The organism is Kitasatospora sp. NPDC001660 (assembly GCF_053596725.1).
Genome location: NZ_JBSFGU010000024.1, coordinates 91,419 through 110,087, shown reverse-complemented (window position 1 = coordinate 110,087; position 18,669 = coordinate 91,419). Strand labels below are relative to the sequence as shown.

At 75.1% G+C, this 18,669-nt stretch carries 17 protein-coding genes; 14 read left to right on the top strand and 3 right to left on the bottom strand.

Going from position 1 to position 18,669, the window contains the following annotated elements:
• The first annotated feature begins 621 nt into the window (after nucleotides 1-621).
• Nucleotides 622-744 (top strand): hypothetical protein, encoded by a 123-nt coding sequence (locus tag ACWCXH_RS24655; protein WP_449803643.1) that lies wholly within the window; start codon nucleotides 622-624, stop codon nucleotides 742-744.
• Between the two features lie 422 nt (nucleotides 745-1,166).
• Here ACWCXH_RS24655 and ACWCXH_RS24650 read toward each other — a convergent pair whose 3' ends face one another.
• Complete coding sequence (locus tag ACWCXH_RS24650) at nucleotides 1,167-2,516, bottom strand: Tim44 domain-containing protein (RefSeq protein WP_449803642.1); 1,350 nt, start codon at nucleotides 2,514-2,516, stop codon at nucleotides 1,167-1,169.
• Between the two features lie 665 nt (nucleotides 2,517-3,181).
• On the opposite strand from ACWCXH_RS24650, the gene ACWCXH_RS24645 reads away from it, so the two are divergent.
• Nucleotides 3,182-4,162, top strand: a complete 981-nt coding sequence (locus ACWCXH_RS24645; protein ID WP_449803641.1) for a zinc-dependent alcohol dehydrogenase family protein — start codon at nucleotides 3,182-3,184, stop codon at nucleotides 4,160-4,162.
• Nucleotides 4,163-4,237: 75 nt separating this feature from the next.
• Here ACWCXH_RS24645 and ACWCXH_RS24640 read toward each other — a convergent pair whose 3' ends face one another.
• Nucleotides 4,238-4,921 carry a hypothetical protein gene (locus tag ACWCXH_RS24640; protein WP_449803640.1) on the bottom strand — a complete coding sequence of 228 codons (684 nt, stop codon included), beginning with the start codon at nucleotides 4,919-4,921 and terminating at the stop codon, nucleotides 4,238-4,240.
• Between the two features lie 390 nt (nucleotides 4,922-5,311).
• A complete protein-coding gene (locus tag ACWCXH_RS24635; RefSeq protein ID WP_449803639.1) occupies nucleotides 5,312-6,181 on the bottom strand; it encodes an AfsR/SARP family transcriptional regulator in 870 nt (289 codons plus the stop codon).
• Nucleotides 6,182-6,911: 730 nt separating this feature from the next.
• On the opposite strand from ACWCXH_RS24635, the gene ACWCXH_RS24630 reads away from it, so the two are divergent.
• The 12 genes from ACWCXH_RS24630 (at nucleotide 6,912) to ACWCXH_RS24575 (ending at nucleotide 18,601) form a co-directional block, all read left to right on the top strand.
• Complete coding sequence (locus ACWCXH_RS24630; RefSeq protein WP_449803638.1) at nucleotides 6,912-8,120, top strand: aminotransferase class I/II-fold pyridoxal phosphate-dependent enzyme; 1,209 nt, start codon at nucleotides 6,912-6,914, stop codon at nucleotides 8,118-8,120.
• A 98-nt stretch (nucleotides 8,121-8,218) separates the two neighbouring features.
• Nucleotides 8,219-9,475, top strand: a complete 1,257-nt coding sequence (locus tag ACWCXH_RS24625; protein WP_449803637.1) for a beta-ketoacyl-[acyl-carrier-protein] synthase family protein — start codon at nucleotides 8,219-8,221, stop codon at nucleotides 9,473-9,475.
• Complete coding sequence (locus ACWCXH_RS24620; RefSeq protein WP_449803636.1) at nucleotides 9,472-10,491, top strand: MaoC family dehydratase; 1,020 nt, start codon at nucleotides 9,472-9,474, stop codon at nucleotides 10,489-10,491. Before ACWCXH_RS24625 ends, ACWCXH_RS24620 begins: the two co-directional genes overlap by 4 nt.
• A 7-nt stretch (nucleotides 10,492-10,498) precedes the next feature.
• Nucleotides 10,499-12,133, top strand: a complete 1,635-nt coding sequence (locus ACWCXH_RS24615; protein WP_449803635.1) for an AMP-binding protein — start codon at nucleotides 10,499-10,501, stop codon at nucleotides 12,131-12,133.
• Between the two features lie 97 nt (nucleotides 12,134-12,230).
• Nucleotides 12,231-12,500, top strand: coding sequence for an acyl carrier protein (locus tag ACWCXH_RS24610; RefSeq protein ID WP_449803634.1), 270 nt, complete (start codon nucleotides 12,231-12,233; stop codon nucleotides 12,498-12,500).
• Nucleotides 12,501-12,505: 5 nt separating this feature from the next.
• Entirely contained in the window at nucleotides 12,506-13,645 is a 1,140-nt protein-coding gene (locus tag ACWCXH_RS24605) for a hypothetical protein (RefSeq protein ID WP_449803633.1), read from the top strand.
• Nucleotides 13,638-14,657: a tryptophan synthase subunit alpha gene (gene trpA / locus ACWCXH_RS24600; RefSeq protein WP_449803632.1), complete on the top strand. Its 1,020-nt coding sequence runs from the start codon at nucleotides 13,638-13,640 to the stop codon at nucleotides 14,655-14,657. Before ACWCXH_RS24605 ends, trpA begins: the two co-directional genes overlap by 8 nt.
• Nucleotides 14,638-15,012 (top strand): ectoine synthase, encoded by a 375-nt coding sequence (locus ACWCXH_RS24595; protein ID WP_449803631.1) that lies wholly within the window; start codon nucleotides 14,638-14,640, stop codon nucleotides 15,010-15,012. The genes trpA and ACWCXH_RS24595 overlap by 20 nt, the downstream gene beginning before the upstream one ends.
• Nucleotides 15,013-15,109: 97 nt before the next feature.
• Nucleotides 15,110-16,255, top strand: a complete 1,146-nt coding sequence (locus ACWCXH_RS24590; protein WP_449803630.1) for an acyl-CoA dehydrogenase family protein — start codon at nucleotides 15,110-15,112, stop codon at nucleotides 16,253-16,255.
• The gene (locus ACWCXH_RS24585) at nucleotides 16,252-16,995 is read left to right on the top strand and encodes a phosphoribosylanthranilate isomerase (RefSeq protein WP_449803629.1); all 744 of its coding nucleotides are present in this window, start codon (nucleotides 16,252-16,254) and stop codon (nucleotides 16,993-16,995) included. Before ACWCXH_RS24590 ends, ACWCXH_RS24585 begins: the two co-directional genes overlap by 4 nt.
• The gene (locus ACWCXH_RS24580; RefSeq protein WP_449803628.1) at nucleotides 16,992-17,699 is read left to right on the top strand and encodes an indole-3-glycerol-phosphate synthase; all 708 of its coding nucleotides are present in this window, start codon (nucleotides 16,992-16,994) and stop codon (nucleotides 17,697-17,699) included. Before ACWCXH_RS24585 ends, ACWCXH_RS24580 begins: the two co-directional genes overlap by 4 nt.
• Nucleotides 17,696-18,601, top strand: a complete 906-nt coding sequence (locus tag ACWCXH_RS24575) for an alpha/beta hydrolase (RefSeq protein WP_449803627.1) — start codon at nucleotides 17,696-17,698, stop codon at nucleotides 18,599-18,601. The genes ACWCXH_RS24580 and ACWCXH_RS24575 overlap by 4 nt, the downstream gene beginning before the upstream one ends.
• Nucleotides 18,602-18,669: the final 68 nt, after the last annotated feature.

Below are 18,669 nucleotides of genomic sequence, written 5' to 3'. Positions count from 1 at the left end.
ATTAACCCCTCTTCCCCTCCCCCCCTCTCTCCCGTTCTGCCCTGCCCCGCCCTCAACGGGTTTCCCCGTTCCCTCGGGAGAGTGTTGGGGGCGGGGCCGTGGCCGTTTCCGGGCCCGGAAACGGCCGGGGCGTTGCGGGATCTCCTGTGCCTGGGGTGTCGGTTCATGGTTCGGGCCGTTCCGGTCCTGGGTTCGGCTCCTCTGCTGTCCCGTCTGGGGGGGCTGCAGGCCGGTTCGGTTCGCGGTGCTGGTTCCCCGGCCGTGCGCCGTCCGCACAAGGGCCCTGCCCCCGGGTCCGTTGTCCGTGGACGGCGCTGCCCCGCCCCGCCCTCAACGGGTTTCCCCGTCGCCCCGGGAGAGTGTTGGGGGCGGGGCCGTGGCCGTTTCCGGGGCCGTGTCCTGGTGTCGGTGTGGGGCTTTGGCCGGGTCTGGCGGGATTCTCGTGGCCGGAGATCGTCTTTGTGTCGTCACCGGCCGCACCGGGGGGAGCGTGCCGGCCGTGGCGGACGTCAGGGTCACCTACGACGAGACTGCGGGGGCAGCGTAGGTGTACCTCACCGATCCGCAGGCCCCGACCAGGTCCTCGCGCATGTGTCCCTGCGATCGGCGGGGGGCGGCGCCTTGATCAACCTCGGCTTCGACGGGCGAGGGCGTCTTGTCGGCATCGAGGTGCTGGCGGCCGCCTCCAGGCTGTCCTGGTACCTGTTCGGGGCATGGGAGCGTCCGGACGCCGCAGGCGCGTGAACCGGCCGGGCGGTCAGGTGGCCTCGCGCCGCATCGGGGCGGGCGGTGCGGCGGCGTCGAAGGCGAGCGGCCAGGACGACCCGGTGGCGCAGGGGCGACACGCCGACACGGCGTCCCGTGGTGCGTTCCTGGAGCTTGACGTGGGCCTGGCAGCCCGCCTTTCAACACCGTGCGACGAGCTGCTGTACGGCGTTGAAAGGTGTCGCTGACCGCGCGTGGAAGCGTTTTGGCCCAGGTCCTGGCGCCGGCTGCGCCGCTCCGGTGGCCGGGCCGGCGCGGCCTTGGTTCCCGCGCCCTTGGTCCGGTGGCCGTGACCGGGCCGTGGGTGGTGGTGGGTGTCCCGGCGGGAGGCGGGAGGCGGGAGGCCGGGTGTGGGGCGTGGGTGTGGGTGTGGGGGCTGTGGGTCCTGGTGCGGGTTGTGTCTATTCGACGGTGGTGGCGGTGACGGTCCACGCGTTGGCGCCGGTGGTGTCCAGGCGCAGGTCGAAGGTGAAGGCGAGGGGCCTGCGCTTGTGCGGGTCGCCGTGCAGTACCTGTTCGGTGCGGCGGTCGACTTCGTAGTAGACGCCCTCGGCGCCGACCGTGACGCGGAAGACGACCGGGTCGCGGGAGACCAGTGAGCTCACTTTGACGGTGGTGACGGCGGCCTGGCGCATGACGGTGCGGTGGGCGGTGCGCACGGGCGTGAAGTCGAGGCTGCCGTCGTTCATGACCCATTCCTCGAGGAACCGCTCGACGGCGACCTCCAGGACCGACCTGTCGAACCGGCCGTCCAGGACGCTCAGGTCGCCGGCGGCGGTGTCGGCATCCGTGCTCCACGAGATGTTGGTGAGCGACAGGATGTCGCCGGCCCCGGTGACCGCGCTCTTGGCGGCCACCTCGAGTACGGCCTCGCGGGCGACCTCCTTCTGGTCCCAGCCGTCCGTCTCGATGGCGCCGCTCAGGTGGTGGGCGCCCTCGGTGGCCTGTTCGAGTGACGACACGATCCACTGCCCGGCCGTGTTCTTGCGCAGCGTCCAGTACTCGACCGGGCGCGTCGAGCCGTCCTTGCGCACGGCCTGTCCGCCGTCGGCGCGGCGCACGTAGTCGTTGAGCGTCGCGGTGATCCGGAAGGTGACGGTGTCGTTCACCTCGCCCGCGCGGTTGGCGACGTCGACCAGCTCGACCACCGGGCCGCAGACGATCTCCACGACGTTGACCTCGCCGCGTGAGGCGTAGTCGCGCAGCTCCTCGGCCCACTTGCCGTACAGCACCGGGGACAGGATCCGCTGCAGCGTGGCGTGATCGTGCCCGGTCCAGGCGCGCTGGGCCGTCTCGTACAGCCACACGGCGCGCTGTTCGAGCGCGGCACGGTCGAACGTCGCGTCGGTGTCGGCGATGGCATCGACGCGGGCCGAGACGCGGGCGGCGCGCTCGCGCGCCTGCGCGTCCGCGCGGTGCGCTGTGCGGTCGCGGACGGTGTTCAGGCCGTCTGCCGGCGTTGCCTTGCGGCGCCGGGACCACAGCCACAGGATCAGGAGGACGACGGCCACGATCACCAGCAGGGTGACGAGCCCGCCGCCCCCGAAGCCGGTCCCGAAGCCGGTCCCGAAGCCGCCGCCGCCCGATCCGTGGAAGGCGCCGCCGTGGCCGCCCCCGCTGCTGCCACCGCCCCCGCTGCCACCATGGCCGCCGAAGCCGTGACCACCGCCCCCGCCGCGGGCGTACGCGGCCGTCGGGCCGCTCAGCGAGAGGGTTCCCGCGAGCACACATATCCACCGGCGGACGCGCACCGGGCCCTCCCTTCAGGAACCTCAGATGTTGCGGGCAAGCCTACAAGCCGGGGGTGTTCGGGAGGCTTGGAGGTCAGCGGGCCGTCGGCAGGCGAGCGTGCGGGCCGGCGAGACCCCCGGATTCCGGGGGGTGGGGGCTGTGCGCGTGCCTGGTGCTGTTCCGCTTCCCCGCTCCTGCTGTCCGTCCCCGGCTGCGTTGCCGTCTGCGTCGCTGTCTGTGCGTGTGCGTGTGCGTGTGCGCTGGTGCCCGGCGGGTGCGCACGTGCTCGTCGGTGTGGCGGTGCCGCCCGCCCGCCCGACCGGCCGGCCGCCCGCCCCGGCGCCCCGGCGCGCCGGGACCGGCGGCAGGCCGCGGTGTCCTCCTCGGCCGGCCCTCCGCCGGCGCCCCGGCCGCGTTTGTGCCTGCCGGGCGGGTGCCTTTGGTGCCGTCACCGCCGCCCGTGTGAAGGGTGGCGTCCCGGTGGGAGGCCAACTCGCCCGGGTGGGGCGGGTGTTCCTCGCCGTTCCGTTGTTTGACAGTTTTCGAAATACGGGGTTGGGTGGGAGCCGTGTGACCACCGTCCGCTGCCGCGCACCGCGCGCACCGCGCGGGCCGCGCGGGCGGGGATCCGGCGGGTTCATCGCTGCGGCGGGAAAGAAGGGGGGCGGGCGTGTCCAGGAGAGTGGTGTTCGAGCAAGTCGGCGGGCCGGAGGTCCTGCAGGTGCGCGAGGCGCAGGTGCCGGTGCCCGGGGCGGGGCAGGTGCGGGTACGGGTCGCGGCGATCGGGCTGAACCGGGCCGAGGCGCTGTTCCGTTCGGGCCTCTACCTGGAGCAGCCGGTACTGCCCGCAGGGCTCGGCTACGAGGCCGCCGGGACGGTGGAGGCCCTCGGACCGGGGGTGGACGCCTTCGCGGTGGGCGACGAGGTCGACGTGATCCCCGCGTTCTCCCAGAACGACCACCCGACCTACGGCACGCACGTCGTGGTGCCCGCCCGGGCCCTGGTGCGTCGCCCGGCGGGGCTGACGCCGGTCGAGGGCGCGGCGGTGTGGATGTCCTACCTCACCGCCTACGGCGCCCTCGCGGAGGACGGGCACCTGCGCGCGGGCGACCACGTGCTGCTGACCGCCGCCGCCTCCGGGGTGGGGCTGGCCGCGATCCGCACCGCCCGCCGCCTCGGCGCGCTGCCCCTCGCCACCACCCGCACCCGCGCCAAGAAGGAGCGCCTGCTGGCGGCGGGCGCGGCCGAGGTGATCGTCACCGGCGAGGAGGACCTCCTCGCCCGCGTCGGGGAGATCACCGCCGGGCGCGGCGTGCGCACCGTCTTCGACCCGGTCGCCGGCCCCGGCGTCACCACGCTCGCCCGCACGCTCGCCCCCGGCGGCGCGCTCGTCGTCTACGGGCGCCTGGACCCGCGCGAGACCCCGCTGCCCGGCCAGGACACCTTCGCCCCCGTCACCAGCCGCTTCCACTCCATGCACCACGTCACCCGCGACGACGAACGGCTGCGCCGGGCCGTCGCGTTCGTCACCGCGGGGCTCGCGGACCGCTCGTTCGTCCCGGCCGTCGACCGCGTCTTCGAGGGCCTGGACGCCGTCGTGCGGGCGCACCGCTACCTGGAGGAGGGCACGCAGGTCGGCAAGATCGTGCTCACCGTGACCGGCTGACATCCGGCCCGTGCCGGCGCGCCCGTGCCGGCACCGGGCGGGGCAGCCGCCGTCCGAAGGCGGGCGCGATCGTGCTCACCGCGGCCGTTCGGCACCCCGCCCGCCGTCCGCTCCGGTGTCCGTCCCGTGGTCCGGTCCGGTGTCCGTCCCGTGGTCCCGGCCGGTGTCCGTCCCGTGGTCCCGGCCGCCGTCCGTCCCGTGGTCCGGTCCGGTGTCCGTCCCGTGGTCCGGTCCGGTGTCCGTCCCGTGGTCCCGGCCGGTGTCCGGTCCGTGGTCCCGGCCGCCGTCCGTCCCGTGGTCCGGTCCGGTGTCCGTCCCGTGGTCCCGGCCGGTGTCCGCTCCGGTGTCCGGTCCGGTGTCCGTCCCGTGGTCCCGGCCGGTGTCCGGTCCGTGGTCCGGTCCGTGGTCCTGGTCGCGGGTGTGGGCGGTTTCGGCGTCGGCGGCGGCGACCACGGCGGTGAGCAGGCCGGGGAAGCGGTGTTCGAGTTCCTCGGCGCGCAGGGCGTTCATCTTGGTGGTGCCCACGTAGTACTGGCGTAGCAGGCCGGCCGCGCGCAGCACGTTGAAGTGGTGGGTGGAGGTGGAGCGGGAGACGGGCAGCTCGAAGGAGCCGCAGCTGAGGTCAGCTCCTGTGCGGGCGAGGCGGCACACCACCGACCTGCGCGCGGGGTCCGCGAGTGCCTCCAGTACCTGCTGGACGCTCAGGTCCTCCACGCCCGGGTGCTCGATCACCCGCGCCGTAGCGCGCGTCCGTCCCACGCCCACCACCCCTTCCCAAGATTTTCCGGCCCCCGTCCGTTGCGTGCGTCATCGTGTGAACCGCCGCGCACCGCGCGCGACTTCGGAGCATGACGCTACTACGCCCGCCCTCTTGCACGCGGCCCGCGCGCCCACCGCAACAGGCCCGCAACACGCCCAGGACGCCCACGGGACAAGACGCAGGGGAGAAACGGTGCCCGAAGCGGGGGAACGGAGAAGACGGACGGGAGGAACCAGGAACACGGGAAGGAGGAGGACGGGGCGGGTGCGTGTGCCCGGCCGCCCCGCCCCCCGCCCCCCGCCCCCCGCCCCCGCCCCCGCGGGCGTCTTCCGCCCGGCGGCGGGCGGAAGACGCCCGCCCGAAAAAAGGGGGGGCGCGGGGCGGGCGGTTCAGGCGGCGCGCACCGGAGGCCCGGCCTTGGCCGGGCGTCCCAGCGCCAGCGGCTCGAAGATGCCCATCAGCACCGGGTCCACCGCCCGCGCCGCGGCCGGGGCCACGGCGGGCGGGGCGGGGGAGCGCAGCAGCGACAGGTACAGCTCCTGGGACTCGGCACCGGGGTCGATGCCGAGCTCCTCGGCGAGGACCTCGCGCAGCTGCTGGTAGCAGCGCAGCGCCTCGGCGCGGTTGCCGGCCGCGGCGAGGGCGGCCATGCGGCAGCGGTAGGCGCTCTCGCGGAACGGGGCGCGGCGCACCGCCTCCTCCGCCCAGCGCAGCGCGTGGTGCTCCTCGCCGAGGGCGGAGGCCGACAGGCTCGCGGTCTCCAGCGCGCAGATCCGCAGTTCCTCGACGTGCTCGCGCACCCCCAGCGCCCACTCGCCGTCGTGGTCGGGCAGGAAGGAGCCGCGCAGGTTGGCGATCGCGCCGGCGGCCAGCTGCTGGGCCACCGGGTGGGCGCCGGCGGCCAGCGCCTCGCCGGCCTCGCCGACCGCACTGGCGGCGACCTCCACGTCCACGGCCGCGTCCTGGGGCAGGCGCAGCACGTAGCGTCCGCCCTGGGAGATGAGCGGGGTGGCGCCGGGCCCCTGGCCGGGGGCGGCGACGAACGCCCGCACCCGGGAGACCACGCTGCGCAGCGCGGAGGCCCAGGTGTCGGGCAGGCCGTCGGGCCACACGGTGTCGGCCAGGGCGTCGCGCCCGGTGCCGGCGAAGCGTTCCAGGACCAGGCGGGCGAAGGCCACCTGGGCCTGGGCACCGGACAGGTGCTGCGGGGCGCCGCCCTCGTGTTCGACGGTCACCAGGCCGGTCAGGCGGATCAGCATGACAGGGTCCCCGATCTGCCCGACGCACTGTCTTCCCCAAAGCCGTTCAACACAGCTCCAACCCCCTTGAGCCAAAGCGTGGCCCGCGGCCGGTGGGACCGGGCCGCGGGCCTTGGAAACCCGGACCGGAAAAGCACGCCGACCAGCCATTCGGTTTCGGCGGATTTCGACCATACATTCGGCTGCTTGCGCGGTGTCAACACCGGCCGGCGAAACATACCCGCCGGCCGGTCCATGCGTCGTAGGCGCAAGGTTTCCGCACGTCAGAGCGTTCCCGCAGGCCGGGAATTCGGCTATTGCGGCCGCCTTGCGGTTCCTGCCGTAGAAATGTAGCCATCCTTGAGCACCCCGCGTGGACGCTTCGAGAAACCCCGTCAAGGAAAAAGCGGGGCGCACCACGCCGGGGCGCCGCCCCGGGAAAAGGCACCCCGCAGCACCGCCCCGCAGCACCGCCCCGCAGTACCGCCCCCGGGCACCGCCTTCGGGGCCGCAGCACCGCCCCGCAGTACCGCCCCCGGGCACTGCCCCCGGGCACCGCTCCGCAGCACCGCCTTCGGGCACCGCTTCGCAGCACCGCCTTCGAGTACCGCCTTCGACGTACCGCCCCCGGGCAGGTCCCTGTAACGGCGTGCCCGCCCGGGTGTGACCGCGGGTCTTGCCCGGGTGCCGTCCCCGTTTCTCCGCCGTCCCACCGTCCCCGAACCCCCCTTGCCCGTGAGGAGTGAGCAGTATGGCCACCGCAGCATGGCAGCGCCTTCAGCCGAAGCTGGACCAGACGCTGGGGCGCGTCAGCGCGCTGGAGTCCGACCCCTCGCGCCGCAACAGCTTCGTCGCCTACACGATGGAACGCGACAGCGCCTACTGCGACCTGGACGGCGAGCGGCTGCTCATGATGTCCGGGTACAGCTACCTGGGGCTGGCCGGCGACGAGCGGGTGGTGGCCGCGGCGAAGGCCGCCGTCGACGTGTACGGCACCGGCAACCACGGCGTGCGGGCGCTGGCGGGCACGATCCCGCTGCACGAGGAACTGGAGGCGGAGGTCGCCCGCTTCGCCCGCCGTGAACGCGCCCTGGTGTTCGGCTCCGGCTACGCGGCGAACGTCGGCACGGTCGGCGCGCTCGTCTCCCAGGGCGACACGGTGCTCATCGACAAGTACGACCACGCCAGCATCGTCGACGGCTGCCGCCTGTCGGGCGCGACCGTGACGCGTTTTCGCCACAACGACGTCGAGCACCTGGAACGCCGCCTGAAGGCCGCCTCGCCCGGCGGGGTGCGCCTGGTGATCGTCGACAGCGTCTACTCCATGGACGGCGACATCGCCCCGCTGCCGGCGCTGCGCGAGGTGTGCGACCGCCACGGCGCGCTGCTGATGGTCGACGAGGCCCACGCGCTGGGCGTCATCGGGGCCGCGGGCGGCGGCATCGAGGAACACTTCGGCCACCGCTACCGCGTCGACGTCAAGCTCGGCACCCTCTCCAAGGCCATCCCCTCCATGGGCGGCTGGGTCGCCGGCCCGGCGGACCTGATCGGCCACCTGCGCTACGCCGCCCGCCCGTTCCTGTTCTCCGCCGCCCTCGGCCCCGCCCAGGCCGGCGCCGCCCTGGAGTCCCTGCGGATCCTTCGGCGCGAGCCCGAACGCGTCACCCGCACCCAGGTGCAGGCCGCGCGCCTGCGCGAGCGCCTGAACGAGGCGGGCATCTCCACGATGGACAGCCGGACCGCGGTCATCCCGGTCATCGCCGGCTCCGACGACGCCGCCTACGACTACGCCACCGCCTGCCGCAAGGCCGGGGTGATCGGCCTGCCGGTGGTCACCCCGGCGGTGCCCAACGACCTGGCGAGGCTGCGGATCGCCGTCACCGCCCGCCACAGCGCCGCCGACATCGACTTCGCCGCCGAGGCGTTCCTGACCGCCGCCGCCCAGACCGGCCTGATCTGACCCGACCCGGCCCGATCCGATCCGGCCCGATCCGATCCGGCCCGATCCGATCCGATCCGGCCCGCGCCCCGTATCCCGGAAGGCAGGACGACCCCCGCATGGCCACCCCCAGCCCGCCCCGCCCCGCCGCCCGGCGGCCCGAGATCGCCGTCACCGGCCTGGGCGTCATCAGCCCCGCCGGCCACACCCTGCAGGCGTTCTGGGACACCGTCAGCGCCGGCCGCTCCACCGCCACCGCCCTCACCGACCCCGCCCTCGCCCGCCACCGGGTGCGCCTGGGCTGCCGCGTCGCCGCGCTGCCCCACGACCAGGCGCTGCCCGCCAAGGACGCCCGCCGCCTGGACCCCTTCGCCCACTACGGCACCCTGGCCGCCCTCGCCGCCCACCGCGACGCCGGATCCCCCCACCCCGGGCCCGGACGCTCCGCCATCGTCGTCGGCAACGCGGTCGGCGGACGCACCACCAGCGACCGCGAGTCCGCCGCCTACACCGACCACGGACCGCTGCGCGTCTCGCCGCTGATGCCGCTGGTCACCATGCCCAACGCCGCCGCTGCCCAGATCGCGATGCGCCTTTCGTGGAGCGGCCCGGCCCTCACCATCGCCACCACCTGCGCCTCGGGGGCCGACGCGATCGGCCACGGCGCGATGCTCCTGGCCACCGGCCGCGCCGACGTCGTGATCGCCGGCGGCTGCGAGGCCACCCTCACCCCCGTCACCCTCGCCGCGTTCGGCAACCTCGGCGCGCACTCCCAGCGCAACGACGACCCCGCCCGCGCCAGCCGCCCCTTCGACACCCACCGCGACGGCTTCGTCATGGGCGAAGGCGCCGGCTTCCTCGTCCTGGAACGCCTCGCCGACGCCCGCGCCCGCAGACGCAGGCCCTACGCCCTGCTGGCCGGCTACGGCTCCAGCGCGGACGCCTACCACCTGGCCAACCCCCGCCCCGACGGCGCCGGCGCCGTCGCCGCGATGCGCGCCGCCCTCGCCGACGCCCGCCTCACCCCCGCCGACATCGCGCACGTCAACGCCCACGGCACCTCCACCATCCACAACGACCGCGCCGAAGCCGCCGCCCTCACAGCGGTGTTCGGCCCCCACGGGGTGCCCGTCACCTCCACCAAGGGCGTCATCGGCCACCTGATCGGCGCCGCCGGCGCCGTCGAGCTGATCGCCGCCATCGCGGCCATGAACAGCCGTCACATCCCGCCCACCGCCAACCACGAAACCACCGAACAGGGCCTGGACCTCGACGTCGTCCACGACCGCCCCCGCCCGATGGGCCCGGGCGCGGCCCTGTCCAACTCCTTCGGATTCGGCGGCCACAACTCGACCCTGGTGGTGACCCCCGCATGACCCCGACCCCGACCGTGCCCGCCCCGGCCCCGGCCGTGCCCGCCCCGGCCCCGGCCGTGCCCGCCCCGGCCCCGGCCCCGGCCGCTGCCGCCCCGCCGGCCACCCCCGCGCCCGCAGTGCCCGCAGTGCCCGCAGTGCCCGCAGTGCCCGCAGTGCCCGCAGTGCCCGCCGCGGCCGCGGCGGCCGCGGCGGGCGGCCCGGGCACGGTGCACCGCGCCCGCGTGAGCGTCACCGCCCACGCCCTGGCCGCCTACCGTGCCGCCGCCCGCACCGGCCTGGCCCCCGCCGCCACCGCGGCCGCGGCCCCCACGCACCCCTTCGTCCTCGCCCACACCCTCGCCCGGCACACGGTCACCGCGCTGACCGCCGGCGAGGACGCCTTCACCGGCGTCGTCCACCTCGCCCAGGAGATCCGCACCCACCACCGGCTGCTGCCGGACACCGAGGTGGACGTCGAGGTCGCCGTCACCGCCGCCCGCCGCGAGGCCCGCGGCACCCGCATCGCCCTCACCACCCGCCTGACCACCCCCCAGGGCACCCTGATCGCCGACCTCGCCACCGCCGCCCTCCTCCTCGGCGCCACCGCCATCGCCCCCCACGGCGTCCTGCCCCCCACCGCCCACCCCGGCACCACCCCCGACGCCGAACCCCACACCCTCACCCGCACCCTCACCGGCGCCGACATCCACGCCTACGCCCACGCCGCCGGCGACCTCAACCCCATCCACCTCGACGACCACGCCGCCCGCGCGGCCGGCTTCCCCGCCACCATCGCCCACGGCATGCACCTGCTCGCCCTGGCCGCCGAGGAGATCACCGACCGCCACGCCGCCGGCGACCCCACCCGCATCACCGGCCTCGGCGCCCGCTTCGCCGCCCCCGCCACCCCGGGCACCGAACTGCGCATCGCCCTGCAGCCCCACGACCGCGCCGGCGTCGTGCGCTTCACGGTCACCACCGAGGCCGCCACCGTCGTCAAGGCCGGCTGGGCGACCCTCGCCCCGGCGGGGGAGTGAGCACCCCATGACCACCCCCGCGCCCACCCTCACCCCCGCGCCCACCCCCGCGCCCACCGCCGTGCCCGTGCCGGACTCCGAGTCCGCCCCCGTGCCCCGCCCCGGCACCGGAACCGGCCCCGTGCCCCGCCCCGGCACCGGCACCGGCCCCGTCGTGCCGGGTGCGGTGCCGCCGCTGTCGCTGCCGGACGCGTTCGCCGCCCACGCCCGCCGGCGCGGCGACGCCACCGCCCTGCTGTGGCACGAGCGCGCCGTCACCTACCGCCAGCTCGCCGACCTCACCGACCGCGAACGCCGGCGCCTGAACGCCCTGCCGCTGGCCCCCGGCGAGCCGGTGGGCCTGTTCGCCCACAAGTCCCCCGAGGCGATCGCCCTGGTCCTGGCCTGCCTGACCGAACGCCGCCCCTTCCTGCTGCCCTCCCCGCAGCTGGCCCCGGCCCTGCTCGCCGCCCTCTACACCCAGGCCGGCGCCCGCCACCTGCTCACCCCCCTCGGCCGGCCGGCGCCCGCCCTGCCCGCCACCGCCCCCCACCCCGTGCCCACCCTCGCCGCCGGCACCTCGTTCATGCTCACCACCTCCGGCTCCACCGGCCTGCCCAAGATCGTCCCCCTCGCCCAGAGCGCCGTCGACCGCTTCACCGCCTGGGCCCACGACACCTTCGACCTCGGCCCCGGCCGCGTCGTCGCCAGCTACGCCCCCCTCAACTTCGACCTCGCCCTGCTCGACGTGTGGGCCACCCTCGCCGCCGGCGGCACCGTCCTGCTCCTGGACCCCGCCCACGCCCTGTCCGCCCGCCACCTGCTCACCCAGCTGACCCGCCACCGCCCCCACGTCCTGCAGGCCGTCCCCCTGTGCTACGCCCTCATCGCCCAGGCCGCCGGCGGGCAGCGGGTCCTGGACAGCGTCGAGCACGCCGCGTTCACCGGCGACACGATCGACGCGCGCACCCTGGCCGCACTGCCCGCACTGCTGCCCGCAGCCCGCCTGTACAACATCTACGGCTGCACCGAGACCAACGACAGCTTCCTGCACGAGCTCGACGCCCTGGACGCCACCGCCGCGCTGGCGGTGCCCATCGGCACCCCGCTGCCGGGAGTGCGCACCCTTGTCGCCGCCGAGGACGGCACACCCGTCGAAGGCCCGGGCAAGGGCGAACTGTACGTCTCCACGCCGTTCCAGGCGGCCGGCTACCTGGACCGCTCACGCGACGCGGGACGCTTCACCACCCGGCCGAAGGGCGCCGGGACGGGCCGGCGCTGGTTCCGCACCGGGGACCTGGTCACCCGCGACGAACAGGGCCGCCTGCACCTGGCCGGACGCGCCGACTTCCAGGTCAAGGTCCGCGGCGTCGCCGTCAACACCGCCGAGGTCGAACGCGTCCTGCTCGCCCACCCCGAGGTCCGCGAGGCCGCCGTCGCCGCCGAAAGCGACCCGCTGACCGGCAAACGCCTGCACGCCGCCGTCCACCGCGCCCCCGGCTCCGCCCTCAACACCCTCGTCCTGCGCGAGCACCTGGCCGCCAACCTGCCGCGCGCCGCCGTGCCCGAACGCCTGGCCATCCACGACACCCCGCTGCCCAAGACCCCCACCGGCAAGGTCGACCGCAAGGCCGTCCTCGCCCCCGCCGACCCGCCCGCCTGACCCCGCCCGGCCCCGGCCCGCCCGCCCCGCCCCGCCCTGTCCGTCCTGTCCCATGCCGTTTCGAAGTCCTTTTCCTTCCAAAGGAGTTGCGACCACCATGAGCAACATCACGCAGATCAAGAAGTTCCTGATCGAGGAGTTCCTGCCCGACGTCACCCCCGAGCAGCTCGCCGACGACCACGACCTGCTCACCGACGGCGTCATCGACAGCCTCGGCGTCCTGAAGCTCATCGCCTGGGTCGAGGACCACTTCGCCCTGCCCGTCGACGACACCGACCTCGACCCGAACAACTTCCGTTCCGTGCAGGCGATCGACGCCTTCATCGCCCAGCGCCGCGCCCTCGCGGCGAGCGTGAGCGGCGGCTGACCGGCATGCACCCGGCCCTCACCGCGCTCCTCGCCGGCGAACCCGTCGGCCCGGACACCTGGCGCTCGTGGTGGGACCGGCTGGAAGGCGCCACCCTGGGCCCGGCCCGCGACAGCGACCGGGCCCAGGCGGCGGCCCTGCTGGCCAGCCTCGCCACCCGCCTGCCCGACACCAAGACCCTCGCCGCCCTCACCGCCTCCCTCACCGAACGCAGCCCCCACCCCGGCCCCGCCCACCCGCACAGCGTCAACATCGTCGGCACCGGCGGGGGACCCGCCACCTTCAACCTCTCCACCGCCGCCGCCCTGACCGCCGCCGCCATGGGCGTGCCGGTCGTCAAGACCGGCTCACGCGCCTACACCAGCACGGCCGGCTCCATCGACCTGCTGGAACGCCTGGGCATCACCCTCACCTCCTCCCACACGGCCACCGCCGACCACCTCGAACGCCACGGCATCGCCTTCGCCGGCCCCCACGTCTACCCGCCGCAGCTCACCCGCCTGGCCCGCCTGCTCCACCCCCTCGCCCTCAAGCCCTTCGGCCGCTTCCTCAACGCGCTCGGCCCGTGGCTCGCCACCGTCCCCGTCACCGCCCAGCTCACCGGCGTCTGCGACGCCGCCCCCCTCACGGCACTGCGCGAACTGGCCGCACAGCCGCGCGCACACACCGCCGGCCCCGAGATATGGCTGGCACACAACACCGAAGGCGCCGACGAACTGCTGCCCTTCGCCGACAACACCCTCCACACCCCCACCACCACCATCCACCTGCCCGCCGGCACCGTCGCCCCCGCCGACGGCACCCTCGCCGACCTCGCCCCCCACCCCGACGACCTGACCGGCCACTTCCTCGACGCCCTCGCGGGACAAGCCGGCCACACCGCCACCCACACCATCGCCCTCAACGCCGCCGCCCTCGCGATCGCCTCCGGCCGCCACACCCACTGGCCCACCGCCCACACCGCCGCCCTGGACGCCCTCGCCGACGGCGCCCCCCGCGCCCTGGCGACGCGCCTTGGCAACCCCGCCAGAGCCACGGCGCCCAAGGCGAGCACGACCGCCACAGCGGCCACCGCACCCACGGCCGTCGACACCGCCGCGGCGGCCGCGCCGGCCCCCAGGACACAGGCGGCGGCCGGTGTCTGAACACCCGTTCCTGCCCGAGCGCCCCGACGGCCGCCCCGCGCTCGCGCTCTTCCTCAACGCCGGCGACCCGCCCGCACGCCTGGCCGACCTCGCCCGCATGCTCGACGACGAGGGCGTCGAGGTCCTCGAACTCGCCGTCCCCTTCCCGAACTCGCCCACCGACGGCCCCGTCATCCGCCGCTCCGCCGCCCGCGCACTGGCCGCCGGCACCACCCTGGACACCGTCCTCACCGAACTCGCCGACCTCGTCCCGCACCTGAGGCGCCTGAAGATCGCACTGCTCGCCGACTGGTCCCACAGCCTGCGCCGCCCAGGCCCCCAGGCCGCCGTGCGGGCGATCGCCGCCGCCGGCGCCCACGCCCTGCTCGTCCACGCCCTGCCCCCGCGCCAGCGCCCCGCCTGGCAGCAGGCCTGCCACACCGCCGGCCTCGCCCAGGTCACCACCTGCTACGCCACCTCCGCCCCCGACGTCCTCACCGAGGCCGCCCGCACCGCCGAGGGCGCCTACGTGTACCTGGTCGCCCACTACGGACGCTCGGGCACCGCGCCCGCCGCCGGCCACCGCACCCTGAAGGCCACCGTCACCGCCCTGCACGAAGCCGCCCCCGCCACCCCCGTCGCGATCGGCTTCGGCGTGCGCACCGCCGCCGACCTGCAGGCCGTCGCACAGACCGGCGCCCACGGCGCCGTCATCGGCTCCGCCGCCGTCGAACGCGTCGAACGCGCCCTCACCAGCGGCACCGACCCCGTCCAGGCGCTGCGCACCTTCCTCCACGAACTCCGCCCGCCCCACCCCCCGAGGGCGGGCGGACCCACCCGCACCACCACCACCAGCACCACCAGCACCACCGGCACGACGGGCACGACCGCAACCACCAGCACCGCCCGCACCACCACCGTCACCGCCCGCACCGCCCGCACCACCGGCACGACCGTCACCGCCGCCGGTAGCGCCGCCACCCTCACCCCGCCACCAGGAAGGCAGAATCCGCATGCTGATCCGCGACCTTGACGACGTGAAGACCGTCGAGTGGGGCAACGGCCTGTCCCGCCGCTTCCTCCTGGAAAGCGACGGCCTCGGCTACAGCCTCACCGACACCATCGTCAACGCCGGCACCAAGTCCCGCCTGGAGTACCGCAACCACCTCGAGGCCTGCTACTGCATCGCCGGCTCCGGCGAGGTCATCGACATGGACGGCAACGCCCACCCCATCACCCCCGGACGCCTGTACGCCCTCGACGAGCACGACGCCCACTACCTCATCGCCTCCCCCCACGAGGACCTGCGCCTGGTGTGCGTCTTCTCCCCGGCACTGCGCGGCGACGAGGTCCACCAGCTCGACGCCCACTCCTCCTCCGCCTACTAGCCGAAGCCAGTCAAGCCACTGAACGCCGGTGCGCCCCGCGCCGGTTGGACACCCCGGGCCCCCACCGCGGCGGGCCCGGGAGGAAGGCGGCACCACCGTGATCCGCTGGAACGCCGACCAGGACGCCCTGCGCGAGGCCCTGGCCCGCTTCGGTGACGACCTGAGCGCCGGCCACATCGAAGGCGACGAACAGGCCGCCTTCTCCCACGACAAATGGCGCCTGATCCAGAAGACCGGCATCCTGTCCCTGCCCTTCGACGAGGCCCACGGAGGCCTCGGACAGTCCCTGCTGACCACCATGTACGTCCTGGAAGGCCTCGGCGAGCACTGCCGCGACGGCGGCCTCAACTTCTGCGTCACCACCTCCATGGCCTCCACCGGCGTGCCCCTGCAGGCCTTCGGCTCACCCGCCCTCAAGGACGCCTACCTGCCGCGCATCGCCTCCGGGGAGGCGATCGGCGCCCACGCCATCACCGAGTCCGAAGGCGGCTCGGACGCCATGCAGATGCGCACCCGCGCAGTGCGCGACGGCGACCACTTCGTCCTCACCGGCGCCAAGACCTTCGTCTCCAACGGCCCCGTCGCCGACGTCATCGTCGTCTACGCCCGCACCCACCCCCAGGGCGGGGCCCTGGGCGTCACCGCCTTCCTCCTGGACCGCGACATGCCGGGCCTCACGACCGGAAACCCGATCAAGAAGATGGGCCTGCGCACCTCCCCGCTGTCCGAGCTCTACCTCGACGCCGTGCGCGTGCCCGCCGGCCGCGTCCTGGGCCGCGTCGGCGGCGGCTTCCTCGTCCTGGACCACGTGATGAAACGCGAGATCCTCTACTCCTTCATCGTCAACACCGGCGAGATGCAGCACCGCCTGGCCCGCTGCCTCGACTACGCCAAGACCCGCATGTCCTTCGGCAAACCCATCGGCTCCTACCAGACGGTCGCCAACAAGATCGTCGACACCAAGATCCGCCTGGAGACCGCCCGCAAGTGGCTCTACGACACCGCCCAGCGCCTGGAGGCCGGCGAGAACGTCACCGTCGACATGGCGATCGCCAAACTCCTCACCAGCGAATCCAACCTCGCCACCTCACTGGCCGCCGTCCAGGTCTTCGGCGGCAACGGCTACATGTCCGAGTACGGACTGGAGAAGGACGTACGCAACGCCGTCGCCGGCACCATCTACTCCGGCAGCAACGAGATCCAGTACAACCGCATCGCCGCCATGCTCGGACTCGGCAGATGACACCCGCGCCCCCCGCCACCCGCCACCTCAAGGTGTGCGGGGCCCGCACCACCGCCGACATCGCCCTGCTCGCCGCGAGCGGCCCCACCCTGGTGGGCCTGTGGCACGGCGTGCCCCGGGGACCGGCCGACCTGAGCGCCCAGCGCCTCACCCACCTCGCCCACGCCGCCCACGAGGCCGGCCTCCAGCCGGTCCTGGTCACCTTCCTCGACGACACCGCCGCCCTCGCCCGCCTCACCCGCGCCGCCGGCATCCACTGGATCCAGCTCCACGCCTACCAGAGCCCCGCCGTCATCGCCGACCTGCGCCGGCGCCTGCCCGACGCCGTCCTCGTCAAGGTCCTCCACCTCACCCGCGGCCGCTGCCTGGAACGCCCCTTCATCGGCGCCTTCGAACGCGCCGGATGCGACCTGTTCCTCCTGGACACCGTCACCGACGACGGCCGCGTCGGCTCCACCGGCCACCCCCTCGAGCCCGCCGCCGTCCACGCCCTGCTGCCCCGCCTCACCATCCCCTTCCTCCTCGCCGGCGGCCTGAACGCCCACAACCGCCCCGCCTACACCACCGTCACCGACCACCCCCTGTACGCGGGCGCCGACATCGACACCGCCGCCCGCAACAGCGCCGGCCACTTCACCCACGAGGCCATCACCGCCCTCACCCGCGCCTGGCACCCCCCGCACCCGGCCCCGCCGCCTCTCCCGCCCCCGCAGCCATCCCCCGAGGACCCCCGACGATGACCACCTCCACCCGCTTCCTGGACGCGCTGCTCGCCGCCCGCCGCCCCCTGATCATGGAGATCAAGCTCCGCGACCCCCACGGCGCCGACCTGCTCGGCCCCCGCACCGTCACCGACCTCGTCACCCGCTACGAACACGCCGGCGCCCCCTGCCTGTCGGTGGTCACCGGCCGCTGGTTCGGCGGCACCCCCCGCCTGCTGCGCGAGGTCACCGCCACCACCTCCCTGCCCGTCCTGCAGAAGGACTTCCTCACCCGCCCCGCCCAACTGGAAGCCGCCCACGCCCTCGGCGCATCCGCCGTGCTGCTCACCGCCGCCCTGCTGCCCGCCGCCTCCCTGCGCCGCCTGATCACCGCCGCCCTCGGCCTCGGCCTCACCCCGTTCGTCGAGATCACCGAGGAAGCCGAACTCGAAAGCGTGACCCACCCCGAGGCGTGCGTGATCGCCGTCAACAACAAGGACATCCGCCGCCGCGAACGCGACACCGGCGACCTCACCCGCTCCCTGCGCCTGCTGCCCGCCCTGCGCGCCCGCGGCACCCGCGCCCCCGTCTCCGCCTCCGCCATCACCGAACCCCGCGACGGCGCCCGCCTGCTGGACGCCGGCTACGCGGGCCTCTTGATCGGCACCTCCCTCATGCGCCAGGGCGACCCGAGCGCCTGGACCGCCGAACTCGACGCCGCCCGCCAGGCGGTGGCCGCGTGAGACACGCCCCCGCCCCGAGCCCCGCGGTGCGCTCCCTGGTCCTGGACGCCGGCAACATCCCCGTCTCCGCGCTCGTCGCCGAACCCCCGGGCGAGCCCAAGGCCCTGCTGCTGGCCATCCACGGGCGCGGCATGCGCGCCGCCTACTTCGCCGGCCCCGCCCACCGGGACACCGACCTGCTCACCCTCGCCGCCCACCTCGGCTACACCGTCCTCGCCCCCGACCGCCCCGGCCACGGCGCCTCCGCCCGCCGCCTGCCCGACGGCCAGCTCATCGCCGACCAGGCCGCCACCCTGCACGCCGCCCTCACCGACTACGCCCGCGCCCACCCCACCGGCGCCGGCATCCAGCTCCTCGCCCACTCCTTCGGCGGCAAGATCGCCCTCCAGCTCGCCGCCCACTGGCCCGACGACGGCGCCCTGCCCCTGCTCGGCGTCGACATCTCCGGCCTCGCCCAGCACTACGCCCCCGGCGCCTGGGACCGGCCCGACGACCTCGCCGGCGGCGGCCGCCTCAACTGGGGCCCCCTGGGCCTGTATCCGCCCGGCACCTTCCACGCCGCCCGCACCCTGCTCACCCCCGTGCCCGCCCTCGAATCCCGCGAACTGGCCACCTGGCCCGCCCGCTACACGGCCCTGGCCGCACGCGTGCGCGTGCCCGTGCGCCTGACCCTCGCCGACCACGAGACCTGGTGGCGCCTGGACGCCGCCGCACGCGCCGCCCTCACCACCGCCTTCCCACCCGGCCTCGCCCACCTGACCACCGCCCACGGCGCCGGCCACAACCTGTCCCTGGGCCACGCCGCCCGCCCCTACCACCTGCGCGCCCTCGCCTTCACCGACGACTGCCTCACCCGCACGCCGGCCACCGCCCGCACCCGCCCCGCCCTCGCCGCCGTCTGACTCCCGCGACCCGGCGGCGATCCGCGCCGCGACGACCCGCGCGGCCCCCGGACCGTCGACGCCGCCCC

Coding starts and splice junctions, on each gene's coding strand:
- ACWCXH_RS24620 (WP_449803636.1), top strand. CDS start 9,472: ATGACCCCGACCCCGACCGTGCCCGCCCCGGCCCCGGCCGTGCCCGCC.
- ACWCXH_RS24585 (WP_449803629.1), top strand. CDS start 16,252: ATGACACCCGCGCCCCCCGCCACCCGCCACCTCAAGGTGTGCGGGGCC.
- ACWCXH_RS24615 (WP_449803635.1), top strand. CDS start 10,499: ATGACCACCCCCGCGCCCACCCTCACCCCCGCGCCCACCCCCGCGCCC.
- ACWCXH_RS24595 (WP_449803631.1), top strand. CDS start 14,638: ATGCTGATCCGCGACCTTGACGACGTGAAGACCGTCGAGTGGGGCAAC.
- ACWCXH_RS24625 (WP_449803637.1), top strand. CDS start 8,219: ATGGCCACCCCCAGCCCGCCCCGCCCCGCCGCCCGGCGGCCCGAGATC.
- ACWCXH_RS24610 (WP_449803634.1), top strand. CDS start 12,231: ATGAGCAACATCACGCAGATCAAGAAGTTCCTGATCGAGGAGTTCCTG.
- ACWCXH_RS24635 (WP_449803639.1), bottom strand. CDS start 6,181: ATGCTGATCCGCCTGACCGGCCTGGTGACCGTCGAACACGAGGGCGGC.
- ACWCXH_RS24605 (WP_449803633.1), top strand. CDS start 12,506: ATGCACCCGGCCCTCACCGCGCTCCTCGCCGGCGAACCCGTCGGCCCG.
- ACWCXH_RS24630 (WP_449803638.1), top strand. CDS start 6,912: ATGGCCACCGCAGCATGGCAGCGCCTTCAGCCGAAGCTGGACCAGACG.
- ACWCXH_RS24580 (WP_449803628.1), top strand. CDS start 16,992: ATGACCACCTCCACCCGCTTCCTGGACGCGCTGCTCGCCGCCCGCCGC.